Source organism: Trichococcus sp. K1Tr, assembly GCF_028309625.1.
Classification (GTDB): domain Bacteria; phylum Bacillota; class Bacilli; order Lactobacillales; family Aerococcaceae; genus Trichococcus.
This window is the reverse complement of the sequence record NZ_JAQMHR010000003.1, coordinates 1-26,224: the sequence shown is the minus strand read 5'-3', so window position 1 is coordinate 26,224 and position 26,224 is coordinate 1. Positions and strand designations below refer to the sequence as shown.

Annotated in this window: 27 protein-coding genes and 1 rRNA gene; 10 read left to right on the top strand and 18 right to left on the bottom strand. The window is 48.0% G+C overall.

Annotation, left to right across the window (positions count from 1 at the left end; translation table 11 throughout):
- Positions 1–133: 133 nt before the first annotated feature.
- From PH235_RS06550 to groES, 4 genes are all read right to left on the bottom strand, one after another.
- Positions 134–1,462 (bottom strand): MATE family efflux transporter, encoded by a 1,329-nt coding sequence (locus PH235_RS06550; RefSeq protein ID WP_272161577.1) that lies wholly within the window; start codon positions 1,460–1,462, stop codon positions 134–136.
- 8 nt (positions 1,463–1,470) lie between these two features.
- Complete coding sequence (locus PH235_RS06545; RefSeq protein WP_086629439.1) at positions 1,471–1,752, bottom strand: metal-sensitive transcriptional regulator; 282 nt, start codon at positions 1,750–1,752, stop codon at positions 1,471–1,473.
- A 510-nt stretch (positions 1,753–2,262) separates the two neighbouring features.
- Positions 2,263–3,876 (bottom strand): chaperonin GroEL, encoded by a 1,614-nt coding sequence (gene groL, locus PH235_RS06540; protein WP_119093844.1) that lies wholly within the window; start codon positions 3,874–3,876, stop codon positions 2,263–2,265.
- A 28-nt stretch (positions 3,877–3,904) separates the two neighbouring features.
- Positions 3,905–4,189 carry a co-chaperone GroES gene (gene groES, locus PH235_RS06535; protein ID WP_086629443.1) on the bottom strand — a complete coding sequence of 95 codons (285 nt, stop codon included), beginning with the start codon at positions 4,187–4,189 and terminating at the stop codon, positions 3,905–3,907.
- A 194-nt stretch (positions 4,190–4,383) separates the two neighbouring features.
- Between groES and PH235_RS06530 the strand changes: the two genes are divergently transcribed.
- Together PH235_RS06530 and PH235_RS06525 are read left to right on the top strand one after the other, a co-directional pair.
- A complete protein-coding gene (locus tag PH235_RS06530; RefSeq protein WP_272161576.1) occupies positions 4,384–5,061 on the top strand; it encodes a CPBP family intramembrane glutamic endopeptidase in 678 nt (225 codons plus the stop codon).
- Between the two features lie 41 nt (positions 5,062–5,102).
- Positions 5,103–5,309, top strand: coding sequence for a DUF4305 domain-containing protein (locus PH235_RS06525; RefSeq protein WP_272161575.1), 207 nt, complete (start codon positions 5,103–5,105; stop codon positions 5,307–5,309).
- Between the two features lie 96 nt (positions 5,310–5,405).
- Here the strand turns inward: PH235_RS06525 and PH235_RS06520 are convergent, their stop codons facing one another.
- Positions 5,406–6,038 (bottom strand): redox-sensing transcriptional repressor Rex, encoded by a 633-nt coding sequence (locus PH235_RS06520; protein ID WP_086629504.1) that lies wholly within the window; start codon positions 6,036–6,038, stop codon positions 5,406–5,408.
- Positions 6,039–6,386: 348 nt separating this feature from the next.
- On the opposite strand from PH235_RS06520, the gene PH235_RS06515 reads away from it, so the two are divergent.
- Both PH235_RS06515 and PH235_RS06510 read left to right on the top strand, forming a co-directional pair.
- Positions 6,387–8,342, top strand: a complete 1,956-nt coding sequence (locus tag PH235_RS06515) for an ABC-F family ATP-binding cassette domain-containing protein (protein ID WP_272161574.1) — start codon at positions 6,387–6,389, stop codon at positions 8,340–8,342.
- Positions 8,343–8,450: 108 nt separating this feature from the next.
- Positions 8,451–9,107, top strand: coding sequence for an HAD family hydrolase (locus PH235_RS06510; RefSeq protein ID WP_272161573.1), 657 nt, complete (start codon positions 8,451–8,453; stop codon positions 9,105–9,107).
- Between the two features lie 55 nt (positions 9,108–9,162).
- On the opposite strand, the gene tsaD is transcribed toward PH235_RS06510, so the two are convergent.
- From tsaD to tsaB, 4 genes are read right to left on the bottom strand one after another with little or no spacing between them, the layout of a single operon-like run.
- Positions 9,163–10,188: a tRNA (adenosine(37)-N6)-threonylcarbamoyltransferase complex transferase subunit TsaD gene (tsaD, locus tag PH235_RS06505; protein WP_443080855.1), complete on the bottom strand. Its 1,026-nt coding sequence runs from the start codon at positions 10,186–10,188 to the stop codon at positions 9,163–9,165.
- A complete protein-coding gene (gene rimI, locus PH235_RS06500; protein ID WP_272161572.1) occupies positions 10,182–10,685 on the bottom strand; it encodes a ribosomal protein S18-alanine N-acetyltransferase in 504 nt (167 codons plus the stop codon). Before rimI (PH235_RS06500) ends, tsaD begins: the two co-directional genes overlap by 7 nt.
- Positions 10,669–11,286, bottom strand: coding sequence for a ribosomal protein S18-alanine N-acetyltransferase (gene rimI / locus PH235_RS06495; RefSeq protein ID WP_272161571.1), 618 nt, complete (start codon positions 11,284–11,286; stop codon positions 10,669–10,671). Before rimI (PH235_RS06495) ends, rimI (PH235_RS06500) begins: the two co-directional genes overlap by 17 nt.
- A complete protein-coding gene (tsaB, locus tag PH235_RS06490) occupies positions 11,261–11,995 on the bottom strand; it encodes a tRNA (adenosine(37)-N6)-threonylcarbamoyltransferase complex dimerization subunit type 1 TsaB (RefSeq protein WP_272161570.1) in 735 nt (244 codons plus the stop codon). The genes rimI (PH235_RS06495) and tsaB overlap by 26 nt, the downstream gene beginning before the upstream one ends.
- A gap of 212 nt (positions 11,996–12,207) precedes the next feature.
- Here tsaB and PH235_RS06485 point away from each other — a divergent pair, with 212 nt between their 5' ends.
- A complete protein-coding gene (locus PH235_RS06485; RefSeq protein ID WP_108033796.1) occupies positions 12,208–12,441 on the top strand; it encodes a CsbD family protein in 234 nt (77 codons plus the stop codon).
- Between the two features lie 108 nt (positions 12,442–12,549).
- Here PH235_RS06485 and PH235_RS06480 read toward each other — a convergent pair whose 3' ends face one another.
- On the bottom strand, positions 12,550–13,536 hold the full coding sequence (locus PH235_RS06480; RefSeq protein ID WP_272161569.1) for a LacI family DNA-binding transcriptional regulator: 987 nt from the start codon (positions 13,534–13,536) through the stop codon (positions 12,550–12,552).
- 34 nt (positions 13,537–13,570) lie between these two features.
- Positions 13,571–15,073: a UDP-glucose--hexose-1-phosphate uridylyltransferase gene (gene galT, locus PH235_RS06475; protein WP_272161568.1), complete on the bottom strand. Its 1,503-nt coding sequence runs from the start codon at positions 15,071–15,073 to the stop codon at positions 13,571–13,573.
- A gap of 202 nt (positions 15,074–15,275) precedes the next feature.
- On the opposite strand from galT, the gene PH235_RS06470 reads away from it, so the two are divergent.
- The 3 genes from PH235_RS06470 to PH235_RS06460 are packed head-to-tail and all read left to right on the top strand — an operon-like array spanning position 15,276 to position 17,164.
- Positions 15,276–16,208 carry a ring-cleaving dioxygenase gene (locus tag PH235_RS06470; RefSeq protein ID WP_272161567.1) on the top strand — a complete coding sequence of 311 codons (933 nt, stop codon included), beginning with the start codon at positions 15,276–15,278 and terminating at the stop codon, positions 16,206–16,208.
- A gap of 19 nt (positions 16,209–16,227) precedes the next feature.
- Positions 16,228–16,836 carry an alpha/beta hydrolase gene (locus PH235_RS06465; protein ID WP_272161566.1) on the top strand — a complete coding sequence of 203 codons (609 nt, stop codon included), beginning with the start codon at positions 16,228–16,230 and terminating at the stop codon, positions 16,834–16,836.
- A 31-nt stretch (positions 16,837–16,867) separates the two neighbouring features.
- Positions 16,868–17,164, top strand: coding sequence for a DUF896 domain-containing protein (locus PH235_RS06460; protein WP_272161565.1), 297 nt, complete (start codon positions 16,868–16,870; stop codon positions 17,162–17,164).
- A 310-nt stretch (positions 17,165–17,474) separates the two neighbouring features.
- On the opposite strand, the gene proS is transcribed toward PH235_RS06460, so the two are convergent.
- The 5 genes from proS to PH235_RS06435 form a co-directional block, all read right to left on the bottom strand.
- Positions 17,475–18,914, bottom strand: a complete 1,440-nt coding sequence (proS, locus tag PH235_RS06455) for a proline--tRNA ligase (RefSeq protein ID WP_272161564.1) — start codon at positions 18,912–18,914, stop codon at positions 17,475–17,477.
- A gap of 339 nt (positions 18,915–19,253) precedes the next feature.
- Entirely contained in the window at positions 19,254–19,817 is a 564-nt protein-coding gene (locus tag PH235_RS06450) for a GNAT family N-acetyltransferase (RefSeq protein WP_272161563.1), read from the bottom strand.
- 96 nt (positions 19,818–19,913) lie between these two features.
- Entirely contained in the window at positions 19,914–21,275 is a 1,362-nt protein-coding gene (fumC, locus tag PH235_RS06445; RefSeq protein ID WP_272161562.1) for a class II fumarate hydratase, read from the bottom strand.
- 50 nt (positions 21,276–21,325) lie between these two features.
- A complete protein-coding gene (locus PH235_RS06440) occupies positions 21,326–22,957 on the bottom strand; it encodes an NAD-dependent malic enzyme (RefSeq protein ID WP_272161561.1) in 1,632 nt (543 codons plus the stop codon).
- A gap of 88 nt (positions 22,958–23,045) precedes the next feature.
- Complete coding sequence (locus PH235_RS06435) at positions 23,046–23,585, bottom strand: acyl-CoA thioesterase (protein ID WP_443080847.1); 540 nt, start codon at positions 23,583–23,585, stop codon at positions 23,046–23,048.
- A 181-nt stretch (positions 23,586–23,766) separates the two neighbouring features.
- Between PH235_RS06435 and PH235_RS06430 the strand changes: the two genes are divergently transcribed.
- Positions 23,767–24,201: a universal stress protein gene (locus tag PH235_RS06430; protein WP_068620806.1), complete on the top strand. Its 435-nt coding sequence runs from the start codon at positions 23,767–23,769 to the stop codon at positions 24,199–24,201.
- Positions 24,202–24,354: 153 nt separating this feature from the next.
- Here the strand turns inward: PH235_RS06430 and PH235_RS06425 are convergent, their stop codons facing one another.
- Positions 24,355–25,212, bottom strand: a complete 858-nt coding sequence (locus tag PH235_RS06425; protein ID WP_272161559.1) for a hypothetical protein — start codon at positions 25,210–25,212, stop codon at positions 24,355–24,357.
- Between the two features lie 203 nt (positions 25,213–25,415).
- Here PH235_RS06425 and PH235_RS06420 point away from each other — a divergent pair, with 203 nt between their 5' ends.
- A complete protein-coding gene (locus PH235_RS06420; protein ID WP_272161558.1) occupies positions 25,416–26,027 on the top strand; it encodes a CAP domain-containing protein in 612 nt (203 codons plus the stop codon).
- Between the two features lie 70 nt (positions 26,028–26,097).
- On the opposite strand, the gene rrf is transcribed toward PH235_RS06420, so the two are convergent.
- Positions 26,098–26,213: ribosomal RNA gene (rrf, locus tag PH235_RS06415) — 5S ribosomal RNA — on the bottom strand.
- Between the last annotated feature and the right edge of the window lie 11 nt (positions 26,214–26,224).

The following is a 26,224-nucleotide window of genomic DNA, read 5'->3' as shown; positions in this document are numbered from 1 at the left end:
TTTTCATTATTAAATTGCATGATTATACGTTCATTTCGCTAAAAAAATAAATGCAGCCCTCATTTCCGGTAAAAATGAGGGCTGCATTTGATTTTCTGTGGATGATTTTGACGACTTCAATGGTTACTTTTGATTATTCAGTGGATGCCCTGCTGCGGTCGGATATGTTTTTCCTGAATCTATAGGCCAAAAACAGCGAGCGTACGTAAAGATCAATCCCAATCGAAATCCAAACGCCGGCAATTCCCCAACCCAACACTCTTCCCAAAAGGATCACACCGATTATGCGCAAACACCACATCCCAAAAGCTGTACTGTACAATGGCGATTTTGTATCGCCCATACCTTGCAGGGAGCCTGTCGTGATTAGGCTGATCGCAAGTCCCGGTTGGTTGAATGCATCTATTCTCAGGGCTGTCACGATTTGATCGATTGCCTCAGCATCCGAGGTGAACAGTTCGGCAAAATAAGGGGAACCCACAAACAGAATGATCCCCAAGAAACTCATGATGAGTACGCCAAATGTTGCCGATAGGAATGCGACACGTTTTGCCTCCTTGAAGTCCGCTGCGCCTGTACTATTCCCGACGAGAGTGGCAGCAGCAGTGGCTAACCCGTATGCCGGCATGTACACAAAGCTTTCGATATTGCCCGCGATAGAATGTGCCGCAAACGTTTTCGCACCAATCGCAACGATTAAGCCGAAATAGACTACTTGTCCCATCCGCATAACCAATCTCTCAAGCGCTGCTGGAATCGAAAGCCGCATTAATGGCGCATAATCACTTTTTACAAATATGGACTTCAACTCAAATGAAACAGGGGATTTTTTTATCTGTTTGTACAACAGCAGACATCCCAACATTCTTGCAACCGTTGTGCCTATCGCAGTCCCGACAACGCCAAGCGCCGGAATCGGGCCGATACCAAAAATCAGAATGTAGTCCAACCCCACATTCAAAACGTTTACGATTACACTGACCTGCATGGGGGACTTTGTATTTCCGGCTGCCCGCAGAATGCTTCCAAAAATGGTCATGACCGCCAAAAAGACTGAATTGCCACCCACAATGTAGAAAAATGCAGTGGAATAAGCCATCACTTGATCATCTGCACCCATCAGACCCAAAAGTGGTTTTCCAAAAGCGAGCGTCAGTAACCCAAACAGCAAACCGATGATCACTGTGGAAAATGTTGACTGTTCTGCAATTCGGACAGCACCTTCCCTATCCTTCGCCCCTAGTTTTTGGGCTATCAGGGAAGACGTTCCGACCCCTAATGCTATGAATATCGCCAAATACACATTCAGGATCGTATTGGCAACGCCTACTGCCGTAACGGCCATAAGCCCGATTTTGGCTATCAGCAGCGTATCAACGAAGCCTACCAGCGTCTGCAGCAGGTTTTCGATAGTTGCAGGAATTGCCAAATTCAGAATTTTCTTTCCAGTGCTTTCTTCCATATTATCACCTAATTCATTTTATTGTACTGCGAAATCACTTTTTGCAGTTTCTTCATTTCTTCATCCAAGTCAGCACCTTCACTGACATGCATCAGAGCATGCTCTGTTTGGGCCTCCAAAAGGATATGACTGATTTTCTGGATGGCTGATCGAGTCGAATTCAATTGGATGATGACATCAGCATATTCTTTTTCTTCGAGGATCATTTTTTTGATTCCCGCTACTTGTCCTTCGATCCGATTCAAACGTTTAACGAGACTATCCGTTCTGTGTTCCTGTGAATGAGACATAAAATTGCACCTCTTGTTTATATAGGATATGCCCCCATAGGGCATGTAAAATTATATAAAAAAATTCATCAGGAGTCAACACCACTTCGGCAGCAGTTGGATTTGAAAAAAAATCAAACAAAAAAGGACCGGATAACCATTTCTGGCCATTCGGTCCTTTTGTTTGTGGAGCTTAGTGCTTCCATATCCTTTATAGAACGGTTCTGAATCCTTAACAGATGGTGCATCAGTAGTCTTGGTACTAAAAAGGCTAAAGACCTCAAACGTCGCACTGTGACGTTTGAGTGCCTAACGCTGTTCATGCCCACTCAGCCAAAACCGGGCTGTTTGGTCCTGAACCTCGTTAGTGCTCAAACTCTGAGCTCAGGATTCATCACACACTGTTTTAGTTGAACTCTGAATCCCAGAAATCTCCGCCTAAGCTGAAATACCCACCTCGACCAAACCCGGGTCGTGGTGGGTATTTCCTCTTAGTGCTCGATTTCTAGAGCGGGATTCATCGTATCCTGATTACATCATGCCCATGCCTGGGTCCATTGATGGGGGTGTTGCTGGTGCTGGATGGTCGGCTACGATTGCTTCTGTCGATAGGATCAAGGCAGCAACGCTGGCTGCATTTTGCAAAGCGGAACGTGTCACTTTTGTAGGATCGACGATTCCTGCTTCGATCATGTTTACCCATTCATCGGTTGCGGCGTTATAACCCATGCCAACTTCAAGGCCCTTGATCTTATCGGCTACAACGGAGCCTTCTTTTCCTGCATTTTCAGCGATTTGTCTCACTGGCTCTTCTAACGATCGTGCCACGATGCGTGCACCTGTCGCTTCGTCGCCAGTCAGTTCCAATGCTTCGACGCATTTTTGAACGTTGATCAAGGCTGTACCCCCACCGGATACGATACCTTCTTCAACAGCAGCACGCGTTGCGTTCAAAGCATCTTCGATACGCAGTTTGCGTTCTCTCAATTCAGTTTCTGTAGCCGCTCCGACTTTGATGACGCCGACGCCACCGGATAATTTCGCAAGGCGTTCCTGCAATTTCTCACGGTCAAACTCTGAAGTTGTTTCTGCTGATTGCGCACGGATGACCGCTACACGTTGTTCGATGGCTGCTTTTTCACCAGCTCCTTCAACGATTGTTGTGGAGTCTTTGGTTACGACAACTTTGCCTGCACGACCCAAATGTTCTACGGAAGCATCCTTCAATTCCAAGCCTAAGTCTTCAGCGATGACTGTACCGCCTGTCAGGATTGCGATGTCCTGCAGCATTTCTTTACGACGGTCACCGAAACCAGGTGCTTTGACTGCCGCTACATTGAATGTTCCGCGCAATTTGTTCAATACTAATGTAGGAAGTGCTTCTCCGTCAACATCATCAGCAACGATCAATAATGGGCGTCCTTGTTGCAGAATTTGTTCCAATAAAGGCAAGATGTCTTGGATATTGGATAATTTGCGATCCGTGATCAGGATGTATGGCGCTTCCAATTCAGCTTCCATCTTGTCATTGTTTGTGACCATGTATTGCGATAGGTAACCGCGGTCGAATTGCATGCCTTCAACAACATCCAATTCGGTTTCGATCCCTTTAGATTCTTCGATAGTGATGACCCCGTCGTTGCCGACTTTTTCCATCGCTTCAGCAATCAATTCGCCGATTTCTTTCGATCCGGATGATACGGCAGCAACTTGCGCGATCGATTCTCTTGAATTCACGGTTTGGGAAATTTCCGCCAAACCTTTTACAGCTGCTTGTGTAGCCAGCTCGATACCGCGACGGATGCCCACTGGGTTTGCGCCTGCAGTAACGTTTTTCAGCCCTTCGCGAACGATGGCTTGGGTCAAAACAGTGGCAGTCGTAGTACCGTCACCGGCAATATCGTTTGTTTTGGAAGCAACTTCGGCAACCAGTTTCGCTCCCATATTTTCGAAGCGATCTTCCAATTCGATTTCTTTGGCGATCGTCACACCATCATTCGTGATCAACGGAGAGCCGTACGCTTTTTCTAAAACGACGTTGCGTCCTTTAGGTCCTAAAGTCACTTTTACGGTATTTGCTAAGATATCCACACCACGAAGCATTGCTGCTCTTGCGTCTTCTGAAAATTTAATGTCTTTTGCCATTTATCGATTCACCTCATGAATTATATTTTTAGTCCAGGATTGCTACGATGTCGCTTTCTTTGATCACCAAGTATTCTGTTCCCGCATATTTAACTTCTGTGCCTGCATATTTTTCGAAAAGGACAGTGTCTCCCGCCTTAACGGTCATTTCGATTGTTACGCCGTTATCTGTCACGCGGCCTGCGCCAACAGCAATTACGGTACCTGTTTGGGATTTTTCTTTAGCGGATGACGGTAAAACGATGCCGCCTATAGATTTTTCTTCTTCTTTGGCAACTTCTACAATAACACGGTTTCCTAATGGTTTTAACAAGATGATCCCTCCAAAAATAAGTTCATTTTAGCACTCATCAACTTAGAGTGCTAAGTTACATTTCTATATTAATCAATCTCCAATTAATTTGCAAGAGGGAAGCCGATTTTTTCCGATTCTATTTTTATTCGCTATTATGCTATACTGTTTATCAAGCGTAATAACGTCAGTTCTCTCAGAAAGGTACTATGTATATGAATAAAAAAATACGTTCCAGGTTAACGTTAGCCATACAGATCATCCTCATCTATCTCGCTTCTCAACTTCTGCCGGTCTTGATGCTTTTTTTCATTCCGGAAGCAGATCGCATCGCAGCCGCCATGAATCTCTCGTTATTCTTTGCTTTCCTAGGAACTGTCCTTATGGTAGCATGGAATAGCAGAAAAAAATGGACACCACAAAACAGTCTTACGGATCAACCGTCTGCCCCAATCGGAAAAACGCTCACTACCGGACTCTTCGGTTTCATGGGAGCGGTCCTGATTCAGATCGTCGCGATGAATGTGGAGTATCTTTTGTTCAAGATGCCAGTCGTTTCCGAAAATACAGAAGTGTTGCTGGACCTGACAAACCGCTACCCGTTCTTTATTTTCAACATTATCATCTTTGCACCTGTGATGGAGGAATTTGTATTCCGTAAAGCGATTGTCACGCATCTGGTCGATGCAATCGGGATAGTCGGCGCAGCCACTATCAGCGCTTTGATTTTTGCGATTGCGCATAATGATGGGCACTATTTGGTTTACGGCTCTCTAGGGCTATGGTTTTCTTTCCTTTATTACAGGACAAGAAACATAGCGACTCCGATGATTGCACATGCGTTGATGAATGCCGTGTCCGCCTTGCCGATTCTGTCCCAACTCATTTCGTAAGACACGTGAAGCCCGCTATTTAGGAAAAAGAAAGGAATAACATGACTTTAAAAAATCTACTAATTCAAATAATCATCCGCTTCGTTTTCGCCATCCTCTTCATCTGGTTGGCAGTCGATGCCGTGAATACTGCAGGCTGGGGATTCATGGCCATCGTCAGCGTGCTGTTCGCAACAAGTGATATTATCAAAGGCGTACGCATGTTCAATGCCTACGTGAAAATCAAAGACAGCATCGATAAAAACTAGGAACAGCTGAACGGGTTCGTTCAGCCCTAAAAAAAGAAGGATGAGGCGGCCTCATCCTTCTTTTTTTGTTTTCTTCTACTCGGCTATCGACTTTGCTCAGCCGATATCATTGTCCAAGAAATAGATCAATGTCTGTAATTCATTCGTCAAGTCCACATTCTGAACGCGGACATTGTCCGGAACGGAAAGACGGATCGGGGTAAAGTTCATGATGCCGCGAACGCCCGCTTCGGTCAATCGGTTCGTGGCATCCTGCGCCACTTCTTGGGGAACAGTCAAAATGGCCACATCAATCTGCTGGATGCGCAATTGCTCAACCATATCCGTCATCGGGTAAACCGGCACACCGCTGAGGATTTTGCCGACGATGCCTTCATTGACATCAAATGCGGCACTGATGCGCACATTGTTGCTAACATGGAAGTTGTAGTTCAACAAGGCATGTCCCAAATTACCCACACCGATCAGAGCCACGTTCGTCAAACGGTCCTGGTTCAAGGTTTTGCTGAAGAAATCCAACAAATACTCGACATCATAGCCGTATCCTCTTTTACCCAGTGCGCCAAAATATGAAAAATCCCTGCGGATAGTAGCACTGTCCACTTTTACTGCTTCACTCAATTCAGTGGATGAAACGCGTTTTTTACCAGCGTTGTGCAAAAAGCGCAAATAGCGGTGGTAAATCGGCAACCTCCTTGCCGTAGCTTTTGGAATATCATTCGTCGACATTATTTTCTCCTCTTCTTTCCTCGTTCATTTCGTACCTCATATTGTTTGTCCGAATGCACAAACTTTAAAAAGTATGTTCACATACTTAAGCTTTCATTTCATATTGACTATTATATCATCTGATTGTGAAAAATCTACTAATTTGTTCGAAACCGGACTTGATTGTGAAGCCTTTTTTGAACATTATGTGAAATACAATACTAATTGTAAGCGGGACCATCAATAAAATTCACATGCACAAATACGTGAATATAGCAATAACTCTGCTTGTCCCTATCGAATCAGTGCTTGCTGTGATAAAATGAAAAGGATAAATGCGAGTATTTGCTTAGAAAGAGGACACTACATATGATTTTACTGCAAGGACAAAATTTGGCGCGCCTTTTTGGGGCAAGCGTTTTATTCGATAATATTCAAATTACCGTCCAGGACCATTCGCGCATTGCGCTCGTCGGCCGAAACGGAGCAGGCAAATCAACCCTGCTGAAGATCTTGGCGGGCATCGAAGCGACAGATGCCGGTTCTGTTTCCAAAAGCAAGGAAGTCACGATCGGCTATTTGGATCAGCATAGCGCAGTCGATTCCTCAAATACGATTTGGAAAGAAATGTTGACCATTTTTGCTCCGCTCATCAAATTAAGCAAAGAAGCTGAGCAAGCCGCTTTCGCTCTGGGGGATCCGGACCTGCTCGAAGACGAGGAGGCGTATCAAAAAGCTTTGGAACGCTATGACCATCTTCAGCACACCCTGCATGAAAAGAACGCTTATGGCTATGAATCCGAGATCCGTTCGGTGCTGCATGGATTCCAGTTCTACGAAGAAGATTACGATCGCCCGATTTCCCAATTGTCAGGCGGCCAGAAAACAAGGCTCGCCTTGGCCAAAATCCTGCTTGAGAAGAACGACCTGCTCATTTTGGATGAGCCCACCAACCATCTGGACATCGACACGTTAGCTTGGCTGGAAAATTATCTGATCGGTTACAACGGCTCGCTGTTGATTGTTTCCCATGACCGTTATTTTCTGGACAAAGTCGCCACTGAAGTCTATGAAATCAGCCGCCACAAGATCCAGCACTACAAAGGGAACTACTCCTATTATCTGACCGAGAAAGCCGCCCGCCTGGAGCAGGAATTGAAGGCTTACGAGAAGCAACAGGATGAAATCTCCAAATTGGAGGATTACGTCGCCCGTAACCTGGCGCGCGCCTCCACGACCAAGATGGCGCAGAGCCGCCGCAAACGCCTTGAGAAGATGGACCGGATGGACAAGCCGAAAGGCGACGAACGGTCCGCCCGCTTCTCCTTCGAGATCGCCAAAGAGAGCGGAAACGTCGTCTTGACCCTTGAAAACGGCGCTGTCGGCTATGCCGATACGGTCCTGGCTAACCCGATCAATCTTGACATCCGCAAACAGCAGGCGATCGCGATCGTCGGACCGAACGGGATCGGCAAGTCCACTTTGCTGAAGTCGATCATTTCCGAGATTCCGCTTTTGAAAGGCAGAGTCCAGCTCGGTGCCAATGTGGACCTCGGTTATTATGACCAGGAATTAGGCAACCTTTCCAAAAACAAGAGCGTTCTCGCTGAAATTTGGGATCTTCACCCTACGCTGAACGAAAAAGACGTGCGCAGTATCCTGGGGAGCTTCCTGTTCTCCGGCGCCGATGTCGAAAAAACGATTCCGGCATTGAGCGGTGGCGAGAAGGCGAGGCTTTCGCTCTGCAAGCTGGCTTTGGATCAAAAGAATTTCCTTGTCCTCGATGAACCCACGAACCATTTGGACATCGACAGCAAGGAAGTGCTTGAAAATGCCTTGATCGATTATGACGGCACCCTGCTTTTCGTTTCCCACGACCGCTATTTCATCAACCGGATTGCGACAAGCATTGTCGAGCTCTCCGCTGAAGGCAGCAAATTATACCTCGGGGACTATGATTACTATATTGAAAAGAAACAACAGGAAGCGGCGTTGGCAGCTCTGCAGCAGGCCGAAAGCGCCACGGAAACAAACACTGCCGTTGAGCCTCTTTCGAAAGCCAAAGGGGATTACGTCTCTTCCAAGGAAAAGCTGAAATTGGAAAGAAAACTGGCCAGGCAAGTGGAGGCTTTGGAGGATGAATTGGCGACCGTCGAGGAGGCCATTGCGGCGATCGAACTGCAATTGACGGAGCCGGAAGTGTACGGTGATCATGAAAAAGTCCAACAGTTCAACCAGCAATTGCTCGCTCTCCAAGCACGGCAGGATGCGCTGATGCAAGATTGGGAAGATCAGACAACTGCGCTTGAGGAACTGAGCGAATAGTCACGCGGATAACCGTTCCGGCTCACGCGCTTTCTGTTTCAGTTGAGGAATGCCGGAACTTTTGTTAAGATGCACTGGAACAAGTACGCATAACATGGAGGTAAGAATATGTTGGAAGCCGTTTTATTTGATATGGATGGTGTCATCATCGATACGGAACCATTCTTTTTGCGATCAGAGAGTATGTTATTGAAGGAATTTGGAGTGGACACCGAGCTGGAGTACCATTTCCGCTATCAGGGAACGACGCATGAGTATATGTGGGAAACAATGAAAAATGAATTCGATCTGGATGCTCCTGTGGGAGAATTGGTGGAGCGGGCGAATGTCATCCGGAACCGTCTGATGGAAGAAGATGGCCTACAACCGATCCCGGGTGTGATTCCCTTCATTGCACGTCTGCATGAAGCGGGTGTTCCTTTAGCGATCGCCTCTTCCTCTCCGTTGACGGATATCCATAAGGCTGTAAAAGCGTTGGATATCGAAAAATATTTCAGCTATTTTGTTTCGGGAGAGAGCGTTGCACATTCCAAGCCCGCGCCCGATATTTTCCTGGATGCTGCCGAAAACCTGAAAGCCAAACCGGAAAACTGCGTCGTCATAGAGGACTCCAAAAACGGGGTTGCCTCTGCACATGCGGCCGGCTGCAAATGCATCGGTTTCCGCAATCTGGAGTTCCCTCCGCAGGATCTATCCTTGGCAACCGTCATCGTCACCGATTTTTCGGATCTCGATGCCGATTACTGCAGAGCACTGGTCGATTAAGAAGCATAAAAAAAGAGAACGCTGGTCGACATAATCGGCTAGCGTTCTCTTTTTTTTATTCCCCGAGCACCAATCCGGGATGTGCATTCAGATCATATCCAGCAAAATGTTTTTGTCGGTATTCGGTGTAGGCCGCAGCCCCGATCATCGCCGCATTATCCCCGCAAAGCGACAACGGTGGAATAACGACTTCGACTTCCGGAAGCTCTTGTGCCATTTTTGCGGACAAAGCCTCACGCAACCCTCTGTTGGCGGCAACTCCGCCGGCCAACAGCAGCTGCTTGATGTTCTTTTCCTTGGCCGCACGCAATGTCTTATGCACCAAAACCTCCACGACACTCGCCTGAAAACTGGCAGCCAAGTCATAAGGATTGATGTCATCCCCTTTTTGGCGCGCATTGTGGACAGTATTGATGACGGAACTTTTCAATCCGCTGAAGCTGAAATCATAGTTGTCCTCTTTGATCATTGCGCGCGGAAAATGCATCGTTTCTTTGCCTTCATGAGCCATTTCATCCATTTTTTTCCCGCCTGGATAAGGCAAGCCCAAAATGCGGCCGATTTTGTCGTAAGCCTCTCCCGCAGCATCATCCCGCGTTTCGCCGATGATGTCGAAAGAGCCGTCCTTTTCCATATACACCAATTCCGTATGCCCTCCGCTGACCACCAAAGACAACAACGGGTAGCGCATCGGCGTCACCAACTGGTTCGCATAGATATGGCCGGCCATATGATTGACCGGAATGAGCGGTTTCTGATGCGCAAAAGCCAACGCTTTCGCTGCACTGACGCCGATCAGCAACGAGCCGACCAAGCCTGGGCCATGTGTTACCGCAACCGCATCGATGGCATCGAAAGTGACCTGGGCCTCATGCAATGCCGCTTCAACGATTTGGGTGATCTGCTCGACATGATGGCGGCTCGCCACTTCCGGCACGACCCCGCCAAAGCGCATATGGCTTTTGATCTGGGAAGCAACAACATTCGAAAGGACCGTATTTCCATTTTTCACCACAGCTACACTTGTTTCATCGCAACTGCTCTCAATCGCGAGTATGGTCACATCTGTTTCTGTCAACAGCCTTCCGCCTCCTCTTTATTTTCCGATATCAGCGCCAATTCCATGATGTAGGCATCCTCGATCGGATTCTGGTAATACTCTTTTCTTCGGTATATTTCTGTGAAACCTATTTTTTTGTACAGGTTACAGGCAGCTTCATTAGAGACACGGACTTCAAGCCAGAGCCGTTCCATGCCCTTCGTTTGGAGCAAGACGATCATCTCCTGCAACAATTTTGTTCCGATGCCTTTTCCTTGCTGATCAGGCGCTACCGCAAAATTATTGACCGACGCCTCATCCACAACCGCCATGCAACAAATATAGCCAACTAACTTGTTTTCTTCCATGCAACCTGTGTAAAGGGAATGATTATCCTTCAGTTCAGACAGGAACGAGGATGCTTTCCAACTGGAATGCCCCTCATTGGCAAGCAATGTAAGTTCATACAAAGCCTGTGCATGTTGCTCCAACTTGGCTGCGTCCGCCTTCAGGTCGCAGATTTCAAACGTGCGTTGCATGAACATCTTCCTTTACTTCCGATTGTTTTCCCGCTAACGGCCATACCATCTCCAAAGCGTCTTCGCCATCGCCGTGATAATAATGCTGCTTGACCCGCTCAGGCAGAAAACCCATTTTCGCATACAAAGCCTTCGCCCGATGATTTGACATCCGCACTTCCAGACTGATGCTGGTGGCTCCTTTTTCGTCCGCAAAACCTTCCAACACCCGCAATAACAAAGTAGCCACCCCGATCTGCTGAAATTCGGGCACAACCGCCAAATTCGTGATATGGATATCTTTCCCATCCAATCTGACACCCAAAAAAGCGATGGGCGAATACCCTTCATACAAAACGTAATACAGCGATTTGGGATTCTGCAGCATATCATTTTCCAATGCCGTTCTTCCCCAAGGTGTCGCGCCATCATAGCTCATCCGCTCGATATAGAGAATATCCGGAATATGCTGTTTTCTGCCGACCATCAATCTGACGGGCAGCTGATTACACAGCAAATAGGTTTCCTCATCGGAGGGAACGCGCTTTGAAAGGAATTTAGCCAGAACATCAGCTTGAATTTCCTTGTACACGGATTTAAATCGATGAATCCACTCTTTCAACGTAGTCTTCCCTCCGATTACTGTGATGCTGTTCTTCCCATTTTTCTTCAGCTTCCGGGTTTTTCAAGTAGGCCGGCACAAATGTGTGCGGATCTTCAGCTGTTCCGGATTCCGAAAGTGTCGCTAGAACGCTCGCTCGCGGCAAAGCCTGTGATTCTCCCGCAAACAGTGCGCGTTCCTTGAATAATTCACCGATTCGCACGCGGTATTTGCTGACGTCCTCTCCCACGAACAGATAGGTGCCTTCTTCCACCAACAAACGCTGGAACCACTCTTCGCTGGCTGTATGTGTGTCGGTAATCCGTTCCACCAACAAATTGTCCTCGAATTGATAAACCGCTGTGTAACAGTTGCCCCGGCGTGCGTCAATCATAGGCACGATTTTGTGCGCTGCCCCTTCACAATTGCCGGCAATAACCTTCAGGCTGGAGATCGGCACTAGCGGAATCGCTAACGTCCATGCCAAAGTCTTGGCGATGGTCGCTCCGATCCTGACCCCTGTGTACGATCCCGGCCCCTTAGCGACTGCGATGCGTTCCAAATCGGCAGGCTTCCATCCGGCAAGCTGCATGACATGGTCCACTGCGGGCATCAACTGGGTGCTGTGCTGAAGATTTCCGTTGGTGGTGACTTCTGCAAGCAAACGGCCATTTTCGCATACAGCCGCGCTCATGGTCTGGTTTGAGGATTCAATGGCTAATATTTTCATGTAGATAGCCTCCTTTCCCTGATTATTCTGCTCATCTAGTATAGCATTTAATCAAGGCGATAAAAAGCATGCATCCTCCTGAATGCTTTCCGAATGATGACGAATGACGCTTTCCTCCTCAAGGGCTATTGCTTGATTCTAAAAATAAATGCTTTAAAATAGGTTATAGTAAGCGTAGTCAAAAAGTGTGACATCAAAAAGGAGGAGACATCATGGATTCAAATTTGGGCGATAAAGCAAAAGGCATGAAAGACAAAGTTGTCGGCAAAATCAAAGAGGAATACGGCGACTTGGTGGATGACTCAGGCAAAGAATTGGAAGGTAAACTCCAACAAGCACGCGGCGAAGCAATACAAAAAAAAGCTGAAGTCGAAGAAGATCTCCATGACAAAGCCGATGATTTAGTAGACAAGGCAAATGATAAAATCGATGATTGGAAAAAATAAGACTCATTTTTGATATGATATGAACAGAAGCCGCCCCAACAGCCTGTAACGGTTTGTTGGGACGGCTTCTTCTTTTTTTTAAAGTGGTTCAGCATTGATTAGGCGGAATCACTTTGTCGATGCGCGCTTGATCCATTCAGTGGACAAGCTGATTTTCTTTGCTATTTTCCGCGGATAGGCAATGCGGTCAAGCAATAAGGATACACCTGTGTTGCCCATTTCGCGCGTATCGACACGGATTGTCGATAAAGTCGGGTAGACGTATTTGGCGACCTTGCTGTCGTTGAATCCGACTACCGAAATTTGATCAGGCACCGCAATATCCGCTTCCTGCAAAGCACGCAGGGCACCTATCGCAATCGCATCGTTTTCGGCAAACAGGAACGTCGGAAGCTGTTCCCCGTTGTCGCTGAGCAACTGATTCATCATCTCGTATCCTGAAGAAGTGCTGAAGCTCCCGACGCGGTGATACTTGTCCCGGTACCAGCCGCGCTTGCGCAGTTCGGCAAGAAACAGCTCCGACCGCAGATCGCGGACCAGCATTTCTTTGTCGTTCGTCAGCTCTTTGCCTTCCAAAAAGCCGATTTTGGAGTGTTCGCCTCTGTCCATTTCGGCAATGACTTGTTCCATCGCGGATGCAAAATCAACAATGACGCAATCCTGTTTCCATTTGAATTGGTCCGAGTCGATGAAGCACAAGGGCTTGCCGAAATCCATCAGTCTCTGCACCTGTCGCTCTCCGAATTTACCGATTGCGACGATGCCGATGACGTCCTTTTCGATATCGAAGGTCACATCATGGAAAACCCGTACGACATCGTACCCTTCGGCTTCAGCGCGTTCTTCGGCCCCTAAACGGATGCCTTGATAATAGAGGTCATCCAACTCTTCCTCTTGGGTGTACCATTGCAGCAGCAGGATCTTTTCCCGGCTTTTCTTTTTTTTCGTTTTGGTGTAATTCAGCTCTTTTGCGGCTGCGAAGATCCGATCTTTCGTTTCCAATCCGACAGAAAGCGTCTCATCATGGTTCAGCACGCGCGAAACCGTTGCAGTCGAGACTCCTGCCCTTTCGGCGATGTCCTTCATGGTCGCCATACTTACTCCACCTCCGTCGTTCTTATGTGTATTTTCATTGTTGCTTTTCAAGTGTGTTCAAGAAGCGATCGAAGCCCGCTTGCCCTTCCGGTGTCTGCTTATACACGCCCGCATCCTCGATCACACGCAGGAATTTTTCACCGACTGCCTCATGGATCATTTCCATGACGGAATCTGCTTCGAAAGGCCCTTGCTGCTTCAGTTCTTCGGCCCATTCCCGATGGCAGGAGACGACATCAGCGGTTTTCCCAAGCAGATAGTCGGCAACTTCATTGAGCTCCGTATCCAATCGGGGCGGCAGGATGGCCAGGCCGAGCACTTCGATCAAGCCGATGTTTTCTTTTTTGATGTGCTGGACATCCGGATGCGGATGGAAGATGCCGTCAGGGAACGCTTCGCTTGTCCGGTTATTCCGCAACACCACATCCAACTCGTAAGCTTCTCCGACACGGCGCGCAATGAGGGTTACCGCATTATGGCGCATGCCTGCCGATTCCGCTAAGATTTCCGCTTGCGGGTCGCTGAATTTTTGCCATTCTTCCATAATGGTGCACGCGGCGGCAGCGACCACATCCCTATCCTCTGAACGGAGACGAATGACCGAAAGCGGCCAAAAGAGTACTTCGGCTTCGACTTCCGAAAAACCTTCCAGAGCCAATGTCCGGAGAACTTTGGCAGCTTCCATGGGAAAATGGTGACGCCCGCCTTGATAATGTTCATGACTGAGGATGGAACCCCCGACAATCGGCAAGCCCGCATTGGATCCGATGAAGTAATGTGGGAAAACCGTCACGATCTCCAACAGGTTCGCGATCGTCTCTTCATTGACATGCATAGGCACATGTTCTTCGGAAAGGATGATGCAGTGCTCGTTATAGTAGGAATAAGGCGAATACTGCAAGCCCCAGTTTTCCCCGAACAAAGGCAAGCGCACAATCCGGTGGTTGCTTCTCGCTGCCGCACCGGCTCTCCCTCTGTATCCTTCGTTTTCCATGCAAAGCGCGCAAACAGGATAGTTGCCGCCTTCCGTTGCACGCGCAGCCTCCATCTGTTGGCGCGTCTTCTCGGGTTTGGAAAGGTTTATCGTGATCTCAAGCTTGCCGTACTTGGAATCGATCGAAAAATGTTTATTTTTTGCGATTTTCCTAGTCTTGATGTAATCATTGTCCTGGCTCAAACGATAGAACTCATCGGTTGCCCGCATCGGTGCTTCTTCATAATGCATCCAGAAACGCTTGTTCACTTCCGAAGGTAAAGGCGTGATCAGTTCCATGACTTGCGCTTCCATGATTTCGATTTCCTCAGGAATATCCGAAATCAGATGCTTTTCAATCGCGTAGCCGATTATCCGATCCAGTGAGTCCAGTAAATTGGGCAAAGGAATGAAAGGTATTTTTTGAACATCATAAGCGTCTATCCCTAATAAACCCAATAAGTGATTGATGGCGTATCGCTCATCCAGGCTATGGATGCGATGGGCCGCAATGCCTTTACTGACAAAATCCCGTATGACTTGATCGATGCTGCTATCCTGCAAATTTACCCCTCATTCCTCTGTTGTTGTAGGTTTAATTATAGCATATGCCCCGCGGTAAATTTTACTGCTATCTTAACTTTTTATTTACCCACCGTTGCACGCTTACTATTTGACAGCGTGATTTCCTCGTGTTATTATTATTTCGAATTCGAGATAATAAGTTTGCTGAACCCAAAATTATTTAAAAGGAGTGTCTTTCATAATGAAGAAAACAGCAGGAATCCATCATATTACAGCCATCGTGGGTCATCCGCAAGAGAACGTCGACTTTTATGCCGGCATACTCGGAATGCGCATGATCAAACAGACCGTCAACTTCGACGATCCGGAAACCTATCATCTTTATTTCGGCAACGCGGACGGCGATCCCGGGACCGTCATCACATTCTTCCCGTGGGCAAAATCCCGCCAAGGCAGCATCGGCGATGGCCAGGTCGGCATCACCGTTTATGCAGTTCCCGCAGGTTCACTGTCATTCTGGGAAAAACGCCTGTCCGCTTACAACGTTCCGTTCGATAAATCGACCCGTTTCGGGGAAGCTTACCTGGACTTTGATGATCCCCATGGTTTGCATCTGGAATTGTTGGAGCGTGAAGACGGAAAAAATAACCCCTATTCCTTCAATGGTGTCCCATCAGAACATGCCATCAAAGGTTTTGCGGGAGCCGTCCTGTTGACGGGAGCGCCCGAGGAGACTGCAGCTGTAGTCGAAAAAGTGATGGGCTTGGAACGCATCGCGCAGGAGGATGACCTGATCCGTTTCCGTTCCGAAGCTGCTCTCGGCAATACCGTCGACATCAAGATGACTTCCGTCGGCGCCGGCGTCATGGGCGTCGGAACCGTCCATCATATCGCGTGGCGGGCAAAAGATGAAGCGGATCATCTGGATTGGCTGAAGCATGTCACCGCCCTTGGCCAGCACGCCACACCTGTCCGGGACCGCAATTATTTCAAAGCCCTTTACTTCAGGGAAAAAGGCGGCATCCTTTTCGAAATTGCTTCGGATTCTCCGGGATTCGCCATCGATGAGCCCCGCGAAACAATGGGGCGAAAATTGATGCTGCCGCCGCAGTACGAAAGCAGACGTGAGGCATTGACGGCAGGGCTCATTCCGTTCGAAGTCCGCAACGTATAAACAGAGAGGATTGATTTAGATGAACCATCAACATATTTTCAAACAAGGGAATCCGGAAAGGCCTTTGCTGCTGTTATTGCACGGCACGGGAGGAACCGAACACGACCTATTTTTCCTTGGAGAGGCGATCGATCCGGAAGCCTCCCTGCTGGGTGTGCGCGGAAACGTGACCGAATCCGGCTTGAACCGATATTTCCGCCGTTTGGCAGAAGGCGTATTCGACGAAAATGACCTGGATTACCGCACAAAGGAATTGATTGCGTTCTTGGAGGAAGCCTCCAAAGAATATGGTTTCGACCGGAATAACATCGTTGCGATCGGATACTCAAATGGTGCAAATATAGCCGGGAGTATGATATACTCTTTCAAAGATGTTGTCAAAGGGGCCATCCTTCATCATCCGATGGTGCCGTTCCGCAATCGTCAATTGCCTGATCTGCATTCCCTTCCTGTCTTTATCGGTGCGGGCACAAATGATCCGCTTTGCGCACCGGAAGAAAGCACGGAATTGAAGGCAACACTAGAAGGAGCCGGCAGTGAGGTATCCATTTATTGGGGAAACGCTGGACACTCACTGACGAATGAAGAGGTTGTTGCAGCGAAAGCTTGGTACAACAAACACTTCTGATATCTCCTTCCACATGAGAGGAGAAACATAAATGGAAAAACTGTTAAACAGAATCAATGAATTGGCCCGCAAAGCCAAAACGACGGAAGGTCTGACCGAAACCGAAAAAATCGAGCAGCAGCAGCTGCGTCAAACCTACATCAAATCGTTCCGCAGTTCTTTTGATGAAATCCTTTTGAATTCAAAGGTTTACGATCCCGAGGGTAATGACATCACTCCTAAGAAATTGGTTGAAGCTCAAAAAGACAAACGCCGTACTGATGTGAAAAACATTTTGGGCGGGAAAAAGATCGTGCACCTGCACCCAGAGGACGCCGACAAAAAGTAATGCCTACTAAAAAACAGGACCCACTCCGAATTGATGGAGTGGGTCCTGTTTTTTTTAGTCGAACTCTGAATCCCCAATGGAAAGTGCTTCTCTTGGACCTAGTACAAAGATTGCTACAGACCTCAAACGTCGCACTGTGACGCTTGAGTGCCTAAACTGATATTACGTCACGGCCAAAAAGCGGCCGTTCTCGTAATATCCTCTTAGTGCTCGATTTCTAGAGTGGGATTTGTCATGGCTCTTGCGATTTCAATCGCTTAGAGCCATGATACACTTGACCGTTCACGGTCACAGTGCATCCTTCATTCTCTTAATATGCTCTTGCTAACCAAACTGTGTGTTTGGCTGGTTTACCTGAAACGATACAGGTTGTTTTTTCGACTGGCGGGTTGAAAGGCATGTTGCGGGTCGTGAAGCCAGTTTCTTCCTTGATCTTCGCTTCCGTTTCAAGCTCGCCGTCCCATCCTGCCAACACGAATCCAGGCACTTCGCCGGCTGCTTTCTTCGCTTCGATATGTGCTTTCAGTTCGTCCAACGTATCGATGTTGGTGTATTCATTGGCTTTACGGTTTTCGCGGGCCGTTTCCAACAGACGGACTTGCATTTCGTCCAATGCTTTCGGCACGAAGTCCATGATCTCATCCAAGGATACAGCTACTTTATCGGAAAGGTCACGCATTTTCACCATCACTTGGTTGTTTTCCATATCGCGCGGTCCGAATTCGATGCGCATCGGTACGCCCTTCAGTTCCCACTCGTTGAATTTGAATCCAGGCGAGTTGTCGCTGTCGTCCAAGAATACGCGGATACCGGTAGCTTTCAGATCTTTTTGCAATACTTCCAGACGTTCCACGATTTCAGGTTTCTTCTTCCATGGACCAACCGGCATCAAGACAACTTGTTTCGCTGCGACTTTAGGAGGCAACACCAATCCTTGTTCATCGCCGTGGACCATGATCATTGCACCGATCAAACGTGTGGAGACGCCCCAAGAAGTAGTATGCGCATAAACGTGCTCGTTATCGCGGTTCAAGTATTTGATGTCGAACGCTTCCGCGAATTTTGTGCCCATGTAGTGGGAAGTGCCAGCCTGAACTGCTTTTCCGTCTTTCATCATCGCTTCTACGGAGTAGGTATCAACCGCACCCGCAAAGCGTTCTGAAGGCGTTTTTTGCCCTTCGTAGACAGGCACTGCCAACAAACCTTCGATGACTTCTTTGTAGACTTGCAGCATACGCATGGTGCGACGGCGCGCATCTTCTTCATCGGAATGGGCTGTATGTCCTTCTTGCCAAAGGAATTCGGAAGTGCGCAAGAACGGCAAGGTTTTCTTTTCCCAACGGAATACGTTCGCCCATTGGTTGATTTCCATCGGCAGATCGCGGTAAGAATTGATCCAGTCACCGAAAGCCGTACCGATCATCGTTTCCGATGTTGGACGCAAGGCCAAACGTTCTTCCAATTTTTCGCCGGCAGCTTCTGTTACCCATGGCAATTCCGGGCTGAAGCCTTCGATATGGTCTTTTTCTTTTGTGAAGAATGACTCCGGAATCAGCATCGGGAAGTAAGCGTTGCGGATGCCTTCCTCTTTGAAACGTGCGTTGAATTCCTCTTGGATATGTTCCCAGATTTCATAGCTGTCCGGTTTAAAAATGATGCAGCCGCGTACAGGTGAATAATCCATCAGATCAGCTTGTTTGATGGTTTGGATGTACCATGCCGAAAAATCTTCTTTTTGTAAGTTACTCATGTTTTTCCTCCTGATTTTAAAATATTCTTCTTATTTGATTGCAAAAAAATAAGCATAATCCATCCTTAACAAGGACGAAATATACTTTCCTGATGTATTTCCGCGGTACCACCTTCATTGGCTTTCATTATTGGCGAAAGCCCAACTCAACATCTGATAACGGCAGAAAACCGGCCATATTTCTAAGGCATACTGTCAGGTAGGTTCAACGGATCAGTGGGGGTCCCTCTTCCAGCCTAGGAAAGACTCTCTTTGCCCATCATCCATTTACTGTTCCTTACATTCAATCACTAATTATTGTATGAGAAAATCTCTGAAATAGCAATGCTTTTTTACCGTTCAGGCTTCCCTCGCTTGTCGGAAATATTCTTCTTTCAAAATCCCGTAGTAAGCCATGTCGCAGCTGCGCCCTTTGAAGACTTTGTGTCTGCGCAATACGCCCTCCGGCTGCATCCCGATACGCTTCATCACTTCGCCCGAAGCCGGGTTCAGGATATCATGCATCGCAAAAACTTTTTCCATTTCTAAAACTTCAAAAGCCAGTGTCGTGACGATCTTTCCGGCTTCCGTCATATAGCCGTTTCCGTGGAAATCTTTGTTCAAGGTGTAGCCTATTTCCGCAATGCGGTCGGTCGGGTTCGGACGGATATCGATCGTCCCGATCATCTTTTTGGTGTCCCTCACTACGATTGCATACTTTCCCGCAGGCGCCGCCATGAAGTAATTCGCGATGGCTTCCTCCGTCATCGCCCGATCGCGGTGCGTTTCGAAGACAAACCGGGTCGTTTTCTCATCGGAAGCATACTCGTACATATCCGGAGCATCCGCCAAACCGACTGGACGCAGCAGGATCCGCTCGCCTTCCAAAATGCTGTGCTTCATCAATTCCAAGGTAATATCCACGAAGTAACCTCCTATTTTCAATCTGTTTCAAAACAATAGACAACAAAAGCGGATCGACTGGGCTTGCCTGTCGACCCGCACTCCGTCGGAAAAAAATTATACCATCTTCATCGGATCCACGTATTGATCGAACTCTTCAGCAGTGACATGCCCCATCGCGACAGCCGCCTCTTTCAAGGAAGTGCCGTCCACGAAAGCCTTCTGGGCGATTTTGGCTGCTTTCTCATAGCCGATGTACGGGTTCAAAGCAGTCACCAACATCAAGGAATTGGTCAGGTTATGGTTGATTTTGTCCTGTTCCGCCTTGATTCCGCTCGCGCAGTTTTCATCAAAGCTAATCAGCGCATCCGCAAGCAGGCGGACAGATTGCATGAAGCTATTCACGATGAGCGGCATATAAGTGTTCAGCTGGAAAGAACCTTGCGAAGCCGCAAATCCGATGGCGCTGTCGTTGCCCATCACTTGGATGCAAGCCATCGTCACGGCTTCGGATTGGGTCGGATTGACTTTTCCGGGCATGATTGAACTTCCCGGCTCATTCATCGGGATGCTGATTTCACCGATTCCGCTTCTCGGACCGCTCGCCAGCCAACGGACATCATTTGCGATCTTGTAGAAATTGGCCGCCAATGCTTTGACTGCCCCGTGCGTATGCACGAAAGCATCCTTGCTGGTCAGCGCATGGAATTTGTTTTCTGCACCGACGAAGGGCTCGCCCGTGCGTTCCGCAACCTTTTCGATCGTTTTTTGGATGAAGATCGGATCGGCGTTCAGTCCCGTTCCGACAGCTGTCCCGCCTAAGGCTACTTGTCGCATGTATTTCAAGGAGTCCTCGATCATGGACTTGGTTTCTTCAAGCATGACGCGCCATGCGCTGATTTCCTGGCCTAATGTCAATGGCGTCGCATCCTGCAGATGGGTACGTCCCAATTTGACGATCGCCGCATTCTCCTGCTCCAAGCGGGTCAGTGTGCCGATCATTTGCTCAATCGCCGGGTACAGTTTGTTTTTAATGTACAGTACGCCGGCAATGTGCATGGCAGCCGGGAATGTATCATTGGAACTCTGGCCCTTGTTCACATGGTCGTTGGGATGGATGCCGCCGTCAACAAGCTGGTTGCCCCGGTTCGCTAGCACTTCGTTCACGTTCATATTGGATTGCGTGCCGCTTCCGGTCTGCCATACCGACAAAGGAAATTGATCGTCCCATTTCCCTTCAAGCACTTCATCAGCCGCCAAAAGGATGCCCTTTGCCACTGTCTCATCCAACAAACCGACTTCATGGTTTGAGGCTGCGGCAGCCCGCTTGATTTCGACCAATGCGTAAATGACTTCCATCGGAATCTTTTCGATTCCGATCTTGAAATTTTCCAGGCTGCGCTGTGTCTGTGCACCCCATAATTTATCCGCTGCTACTTTTACTTCCCCTAATGAGTCATGTTCAATCCGATATTCCATTCATCCCGTTCCTTCCTGTCGTTTCTTCCGTTTTTGGATATGTTTTTTTCCTAATATTCCGCTTTCCAGATGGCAGCTTCGACAGCCTCCATCGGGTCCGTTATTTCAACACCATTTACGCCATCTTCGATGGCTGCTTGGATGACGGCTGCCGCAACCAATTTCGATGCTTCGCGCAACTGGGAAACCGGCGGCAAAATCGCTGCTCCCGCTTCCTCCAAGTTCTGCAGGGAAGTGATGCCGTGCGCTGCAGCGGACAGCATTCTGTCCGTCACTGTCTTCGCTTTGGCGATGACGATCCCGAAGCCTAAGCCCGGATACAATAAGGCGTTGTTCGCTTGCCCGATTTTATAGTCCACGCCATTGTATGCGATCGGATCGGATGGGCTGCCGGTGACGACCAACGCTCTTCCCTCGGACCAAGCGATGACATCCGAAGCCTTTGCTTCGCATAATCTGGTCGGATTGGAGATCGGCATGATTGCCGGACGTTCATTGTATGCGGCCATCTTCTGGACGACCGCTTCCGTAAAGGCACCGGCTTGGCCTGATGTACCAATCAGCACAGTCGGTTTGACGGCATCGATGATTTCAGCCAAATCGGTCAGCTGTGTAGGGAATTCATCCACGGCGCGCGCATATTTTTGCTGGCCCGGCGTCAGGTCTGCCATATCATCAGTGACCAGACCGTAGCGATCCACCATGTAAAACTGTTTGCGGGCTTCTTCGCTGTCGGCACCTTGCAGCAGCATCTCCATGAGGATTTGGTCGGAAACGCCGACACCGGCAGTCCCGCCTCCGAAAACAAGGATTTTATGTTCCGTGATCGGCTTATCAGTGACCCTGACTACCGAATCCATCGCAGCCGACATCATCACGCCGGTCCCTTGGATGTCATCATTGAACGTGCAGATCTTATCGCGGTACTGTTCCAGAATATTGGCGGCGTTGTCGCGGCCGAAATCTTCCCAGTGGAACAATACATCCGGGAACAGCGCGGAAGCCTCTGCAACAAACGTTTCGATGAACGGGTAATAAGCCTCTCCAGTCACGCGTTTATGCTTGTTGCCGAGGTAGAAGGGATCTTCCAACAGCTCTTGGTTATTTGTGCCCGCATCGATCACAATCGGCAACACCTGTTGCGGATTCAATCCTGAAGCGACCGTGTAGACGGCAAGTTTCCCGATCGAAATCGCGATGCCCTGGATGCCCCAATCGCCGATCCCAAGCACCCCTTCGCCATCCGTGATGACCATCATTTTGATTTCTTCATCCATACCTTTGCTACCGTTCAGCAAAGCGCTGCGGATAGCTTCCGGGCGATTCACATCCAAATAGACCGCATCCTGGGGAATCTGGTAATCCCGCGAATAATTCATGACCGTGTCGGCGATGGTCGGCGTATAGATGACCGGCAACAACTCAGTCACGTGTTTCCCGATGACATGGTAAAAAAGCACACGATTCTGGGCGTAGATATTCATCAGATGCTTCTGTTTGGAATAGGCATCGCTCAGATGGCCTAATTGGGCATAGACAATCTCTCCCTGCTCTTCCAATGTGCGGACTGCGGTCGGCAATAGACCTTCCAATCCAAGTGTTGCCCGTTCTTCCAAAGTGAATGCGGTCCCTTTGTTAAAAAATGGCTGACTCAATAAATTTTTTCCGTTAGTATTCGACACGTTGACACACTCCTGCTCCATCATTTGTATGTATTTCTTTCCATGCTGTTCAAATCAAGGCTTGCCGCGCTGTTTCTGACTGCAAACGCTAGTCTGCCCAAGGTATTTCAATCGTGAGATGCTCATGCAACTCTTTTTGGTAGTCAAGATCGGCTCTACGCTTTTGCCGTCTTTCTTCATACCCGCTGTTGATGAATTTTTCCTCGACCGTTTCCGGTACGATTTTCGGAAGACAGACTTTATCCCCATTTTCATCAGGAAGCGCCACAAAGGTCAAAAAGCAGGTAGCCGCCAAGTAACGTTCACCCGTCCGAAGATTCTCCCCGGTCACTTTTGTGAAGATTTCCATGGAAGTCTTCCCTGCTCCGGACACAAACGTATCGATGCAGACTGAGTGCCCTGTCGGAAGCGGCTTGATGAAGTTCAATGTGTCCACCGATGCGGTCACATTGGTCGTACGACCGAAACGCTCCCCAGAAATTGCCGCACAATCATCGATCATGCTCATCAGTTTACCGCCGAACAAAGTACCATGGTAATTTGAATCGAACGGAAAGACATGGTGCGTCTGAATCACCTTCGTCTGCCTGCAAAATCTGATCTCCCGTTCTTGGTTCGCTTCCGTCATATCCGCCTTCATTCCTTTCTTTTTCGTAAACTCATTTTAGCATGCTTCATTTATTTTTAATAGTTCCGCCAAATAATTCTCATTTTTGTCACCTGTTCCCGGCTTCCTTTTCAAACCTTATTGTTGTAGAATGAATGTAGGAAGCGTTTTCTGAACAAAAATCAAAAAGGAGCGGGTAGAAATGTTAGCAGAATACAAAAATATTTTGGTTCCCGTTGATGGTTCAGGTCAGTCAGAAGATTCGTTCAAAAAAGCTGTTGCCATTGCCAAACGCAATAACGCCGCGTTACATCTAATCTACGTCAAGGACACACGCAATGTTCCTCTTAGCCCTGAATATGAATCCAGATTGACGGAAGCATACAAGGATATGGAATATGAATTCCTCGATGAAATGATGACATTCGCTACAAATGAAGGGATTGAAATCAAGAAGTCTGTAACCAACGGCAACCCAATGACGTTGATCGCTGAAGCATTTCCAAAAGAATACAACATCGATCTTATTGTCATCGGAGCGACCGGCAAAGGTGCGATCACCAGGGCTTTTGTTGGATCGGTCTCTAACTATGTGGTCCGTCATGCACCGTGTGATGTTTTGGTTGTCCGTACCTAAAAGTAGCGCACAATTTTTGCAGCCGTACCTCAGAAAACGTAAGAACAGCCCTGTTCAGCTTTCGCTGCACAAGGCTGTTTCCTTTTTATCCATTAATTAGCGCAATCCTTTTACGGGACAATTTTCCGTAGTTTTTCGATATCCTTCAGTCAGCTAGATATCGTTGACTGTCCCGCCCGCTTCCTCGCTGTCGATCCAAGCACCATCAAAAAATTGGATGGCATACGGCCCTTCACTGGTGATGTCAAAATAAACCTTATCTGTGAAGGACTCCCCGGGTGCGACAGTATGCAGCCAGAAATGGGTATAGCGCAAAGGCAAGTTCTTCCCCTCGGCATCAAGTGCCGAAAAGTAGTTGGGCGCGATATAGGTATCTACGCTGCCGTTGTTGACATATTGTATTTCCACTTCCAACAGGTTTTCCCCAAGCGGATTGAGTTCCTCCAGCGCATCTATTTCCCGGATTTCCGTTACCGTCACCAATTCATTTATCCCGGAATCGTCGCTCAAAAAGTTTTGCGCTTCACCCTCATTGACCGTAAAGGCGGGCGGAGTTATCGTTGGGTTCTCATTGGGCATAAAAGTTATGGTGACATAACTTTCAGGAGCAAGATCAGCCAGTTCGATCCCGGTATCGCCATAGATGACGGATGTATCCGTTGTGAAGGTAATTTCCGTTTCTACACTAGGTCCTTGATAAGGATAATCGAACTCCCACACGTTGTTCGTCTCGCGGTAGTCGACAGCCGTTCCTTCGATGATGATCGTCACTTGATCATAGCCTTCAGCGCTACCTTCTAACGCAAAATAATTATATTTGTCGCCTCTGGTGATTCCGTCCTTTACACCGCTTGAAAAAAGGATCGTTTTGGTTACACTTTCCTCAGCCTCGGCAGCAACCGTAGATTCTTCGCTCACCAAAGAATCTACGGTCGCACTTTCAGTTTCATTTTGGCATGCAGCAAAGACACCTGCACAGGCAACAAGCAACAATCCAAACCTTTTGTTCATAGGAATTCCCCCTTCAGCAATCCGCACAACAGGTTTCCATCTTTCGACCCTTACCCTCATTTTAGCAAATTACCGATCAAAAAACGAATCCCAGACTTTCTTCAGGACATTGTGCGGAGAATTGACTATAATGGAAACATACTTGAATCTACTGGCTATCTTCCAGTAATAAACTATTCGAAAATCTGAAAGGAGCGGTGCGGATGCGAATCATTAGAGGCTTGCTGTTCACTGTCATAGCAGCGTTGTTGGTCGGATACGGAATAAACCGTAATGCTTTGAACGAAAAATTCCCGTTTCTCGAGCAAACAGTCCAAACGGATGTGGCTGAGAAAATTCAAGTGCTGACAAGCCCTGAAGGCGTCGACCTGCTAATAGCGCCCTTCACCCGACCTGATGAAATCGACTATACCCTAGTGGAAGATAAAATCATGGTTTTGCTGAATGAGCTTCGCTTGGAGCAAGGCTTACTTCCCCTTGCGAAGAACGAAACGCTTAAAGCGGCGGCCGATCACCGGGCCATCGAAACCCAGACATCGTTTTCGCACACCCGGCCGGATGGAACCGATTTTTACACGGTCATCCAGACCGAGGATTACTGGTACCCTTATCAAACGGTTGGAGAAAATCTGGCAATGGCGACCTATTTCAAGGACGAAGCAGGTATGGCCGAATTTTTGTTCGATGGATGGGTGGAAAGTGAAGGGCATTACGCGAATATGATTCATCCCGATTTCCTGGAGGTAGGCATCGGCGTCCATTATGACGGGGAATTTCTGTATGCTGTGCAGCTGTTTGGGAAACAAAATCAATAACTCGAATTAATCCGAAAAAATGCAAAAAAAAGCAAGCATCAGGGATACCCTGCATGCTTGCTTTTCGTTTGCGCGGCAACGTCCTACTCTCACAAAGGGAAACCCTTCACTACAATCGGCGCTAAGAAGCTTAACTTCTGTGTTCGAGATGGGAACAGGTGTGACCTTCTTGCCATCGTCACCGCACATTTTTCAAG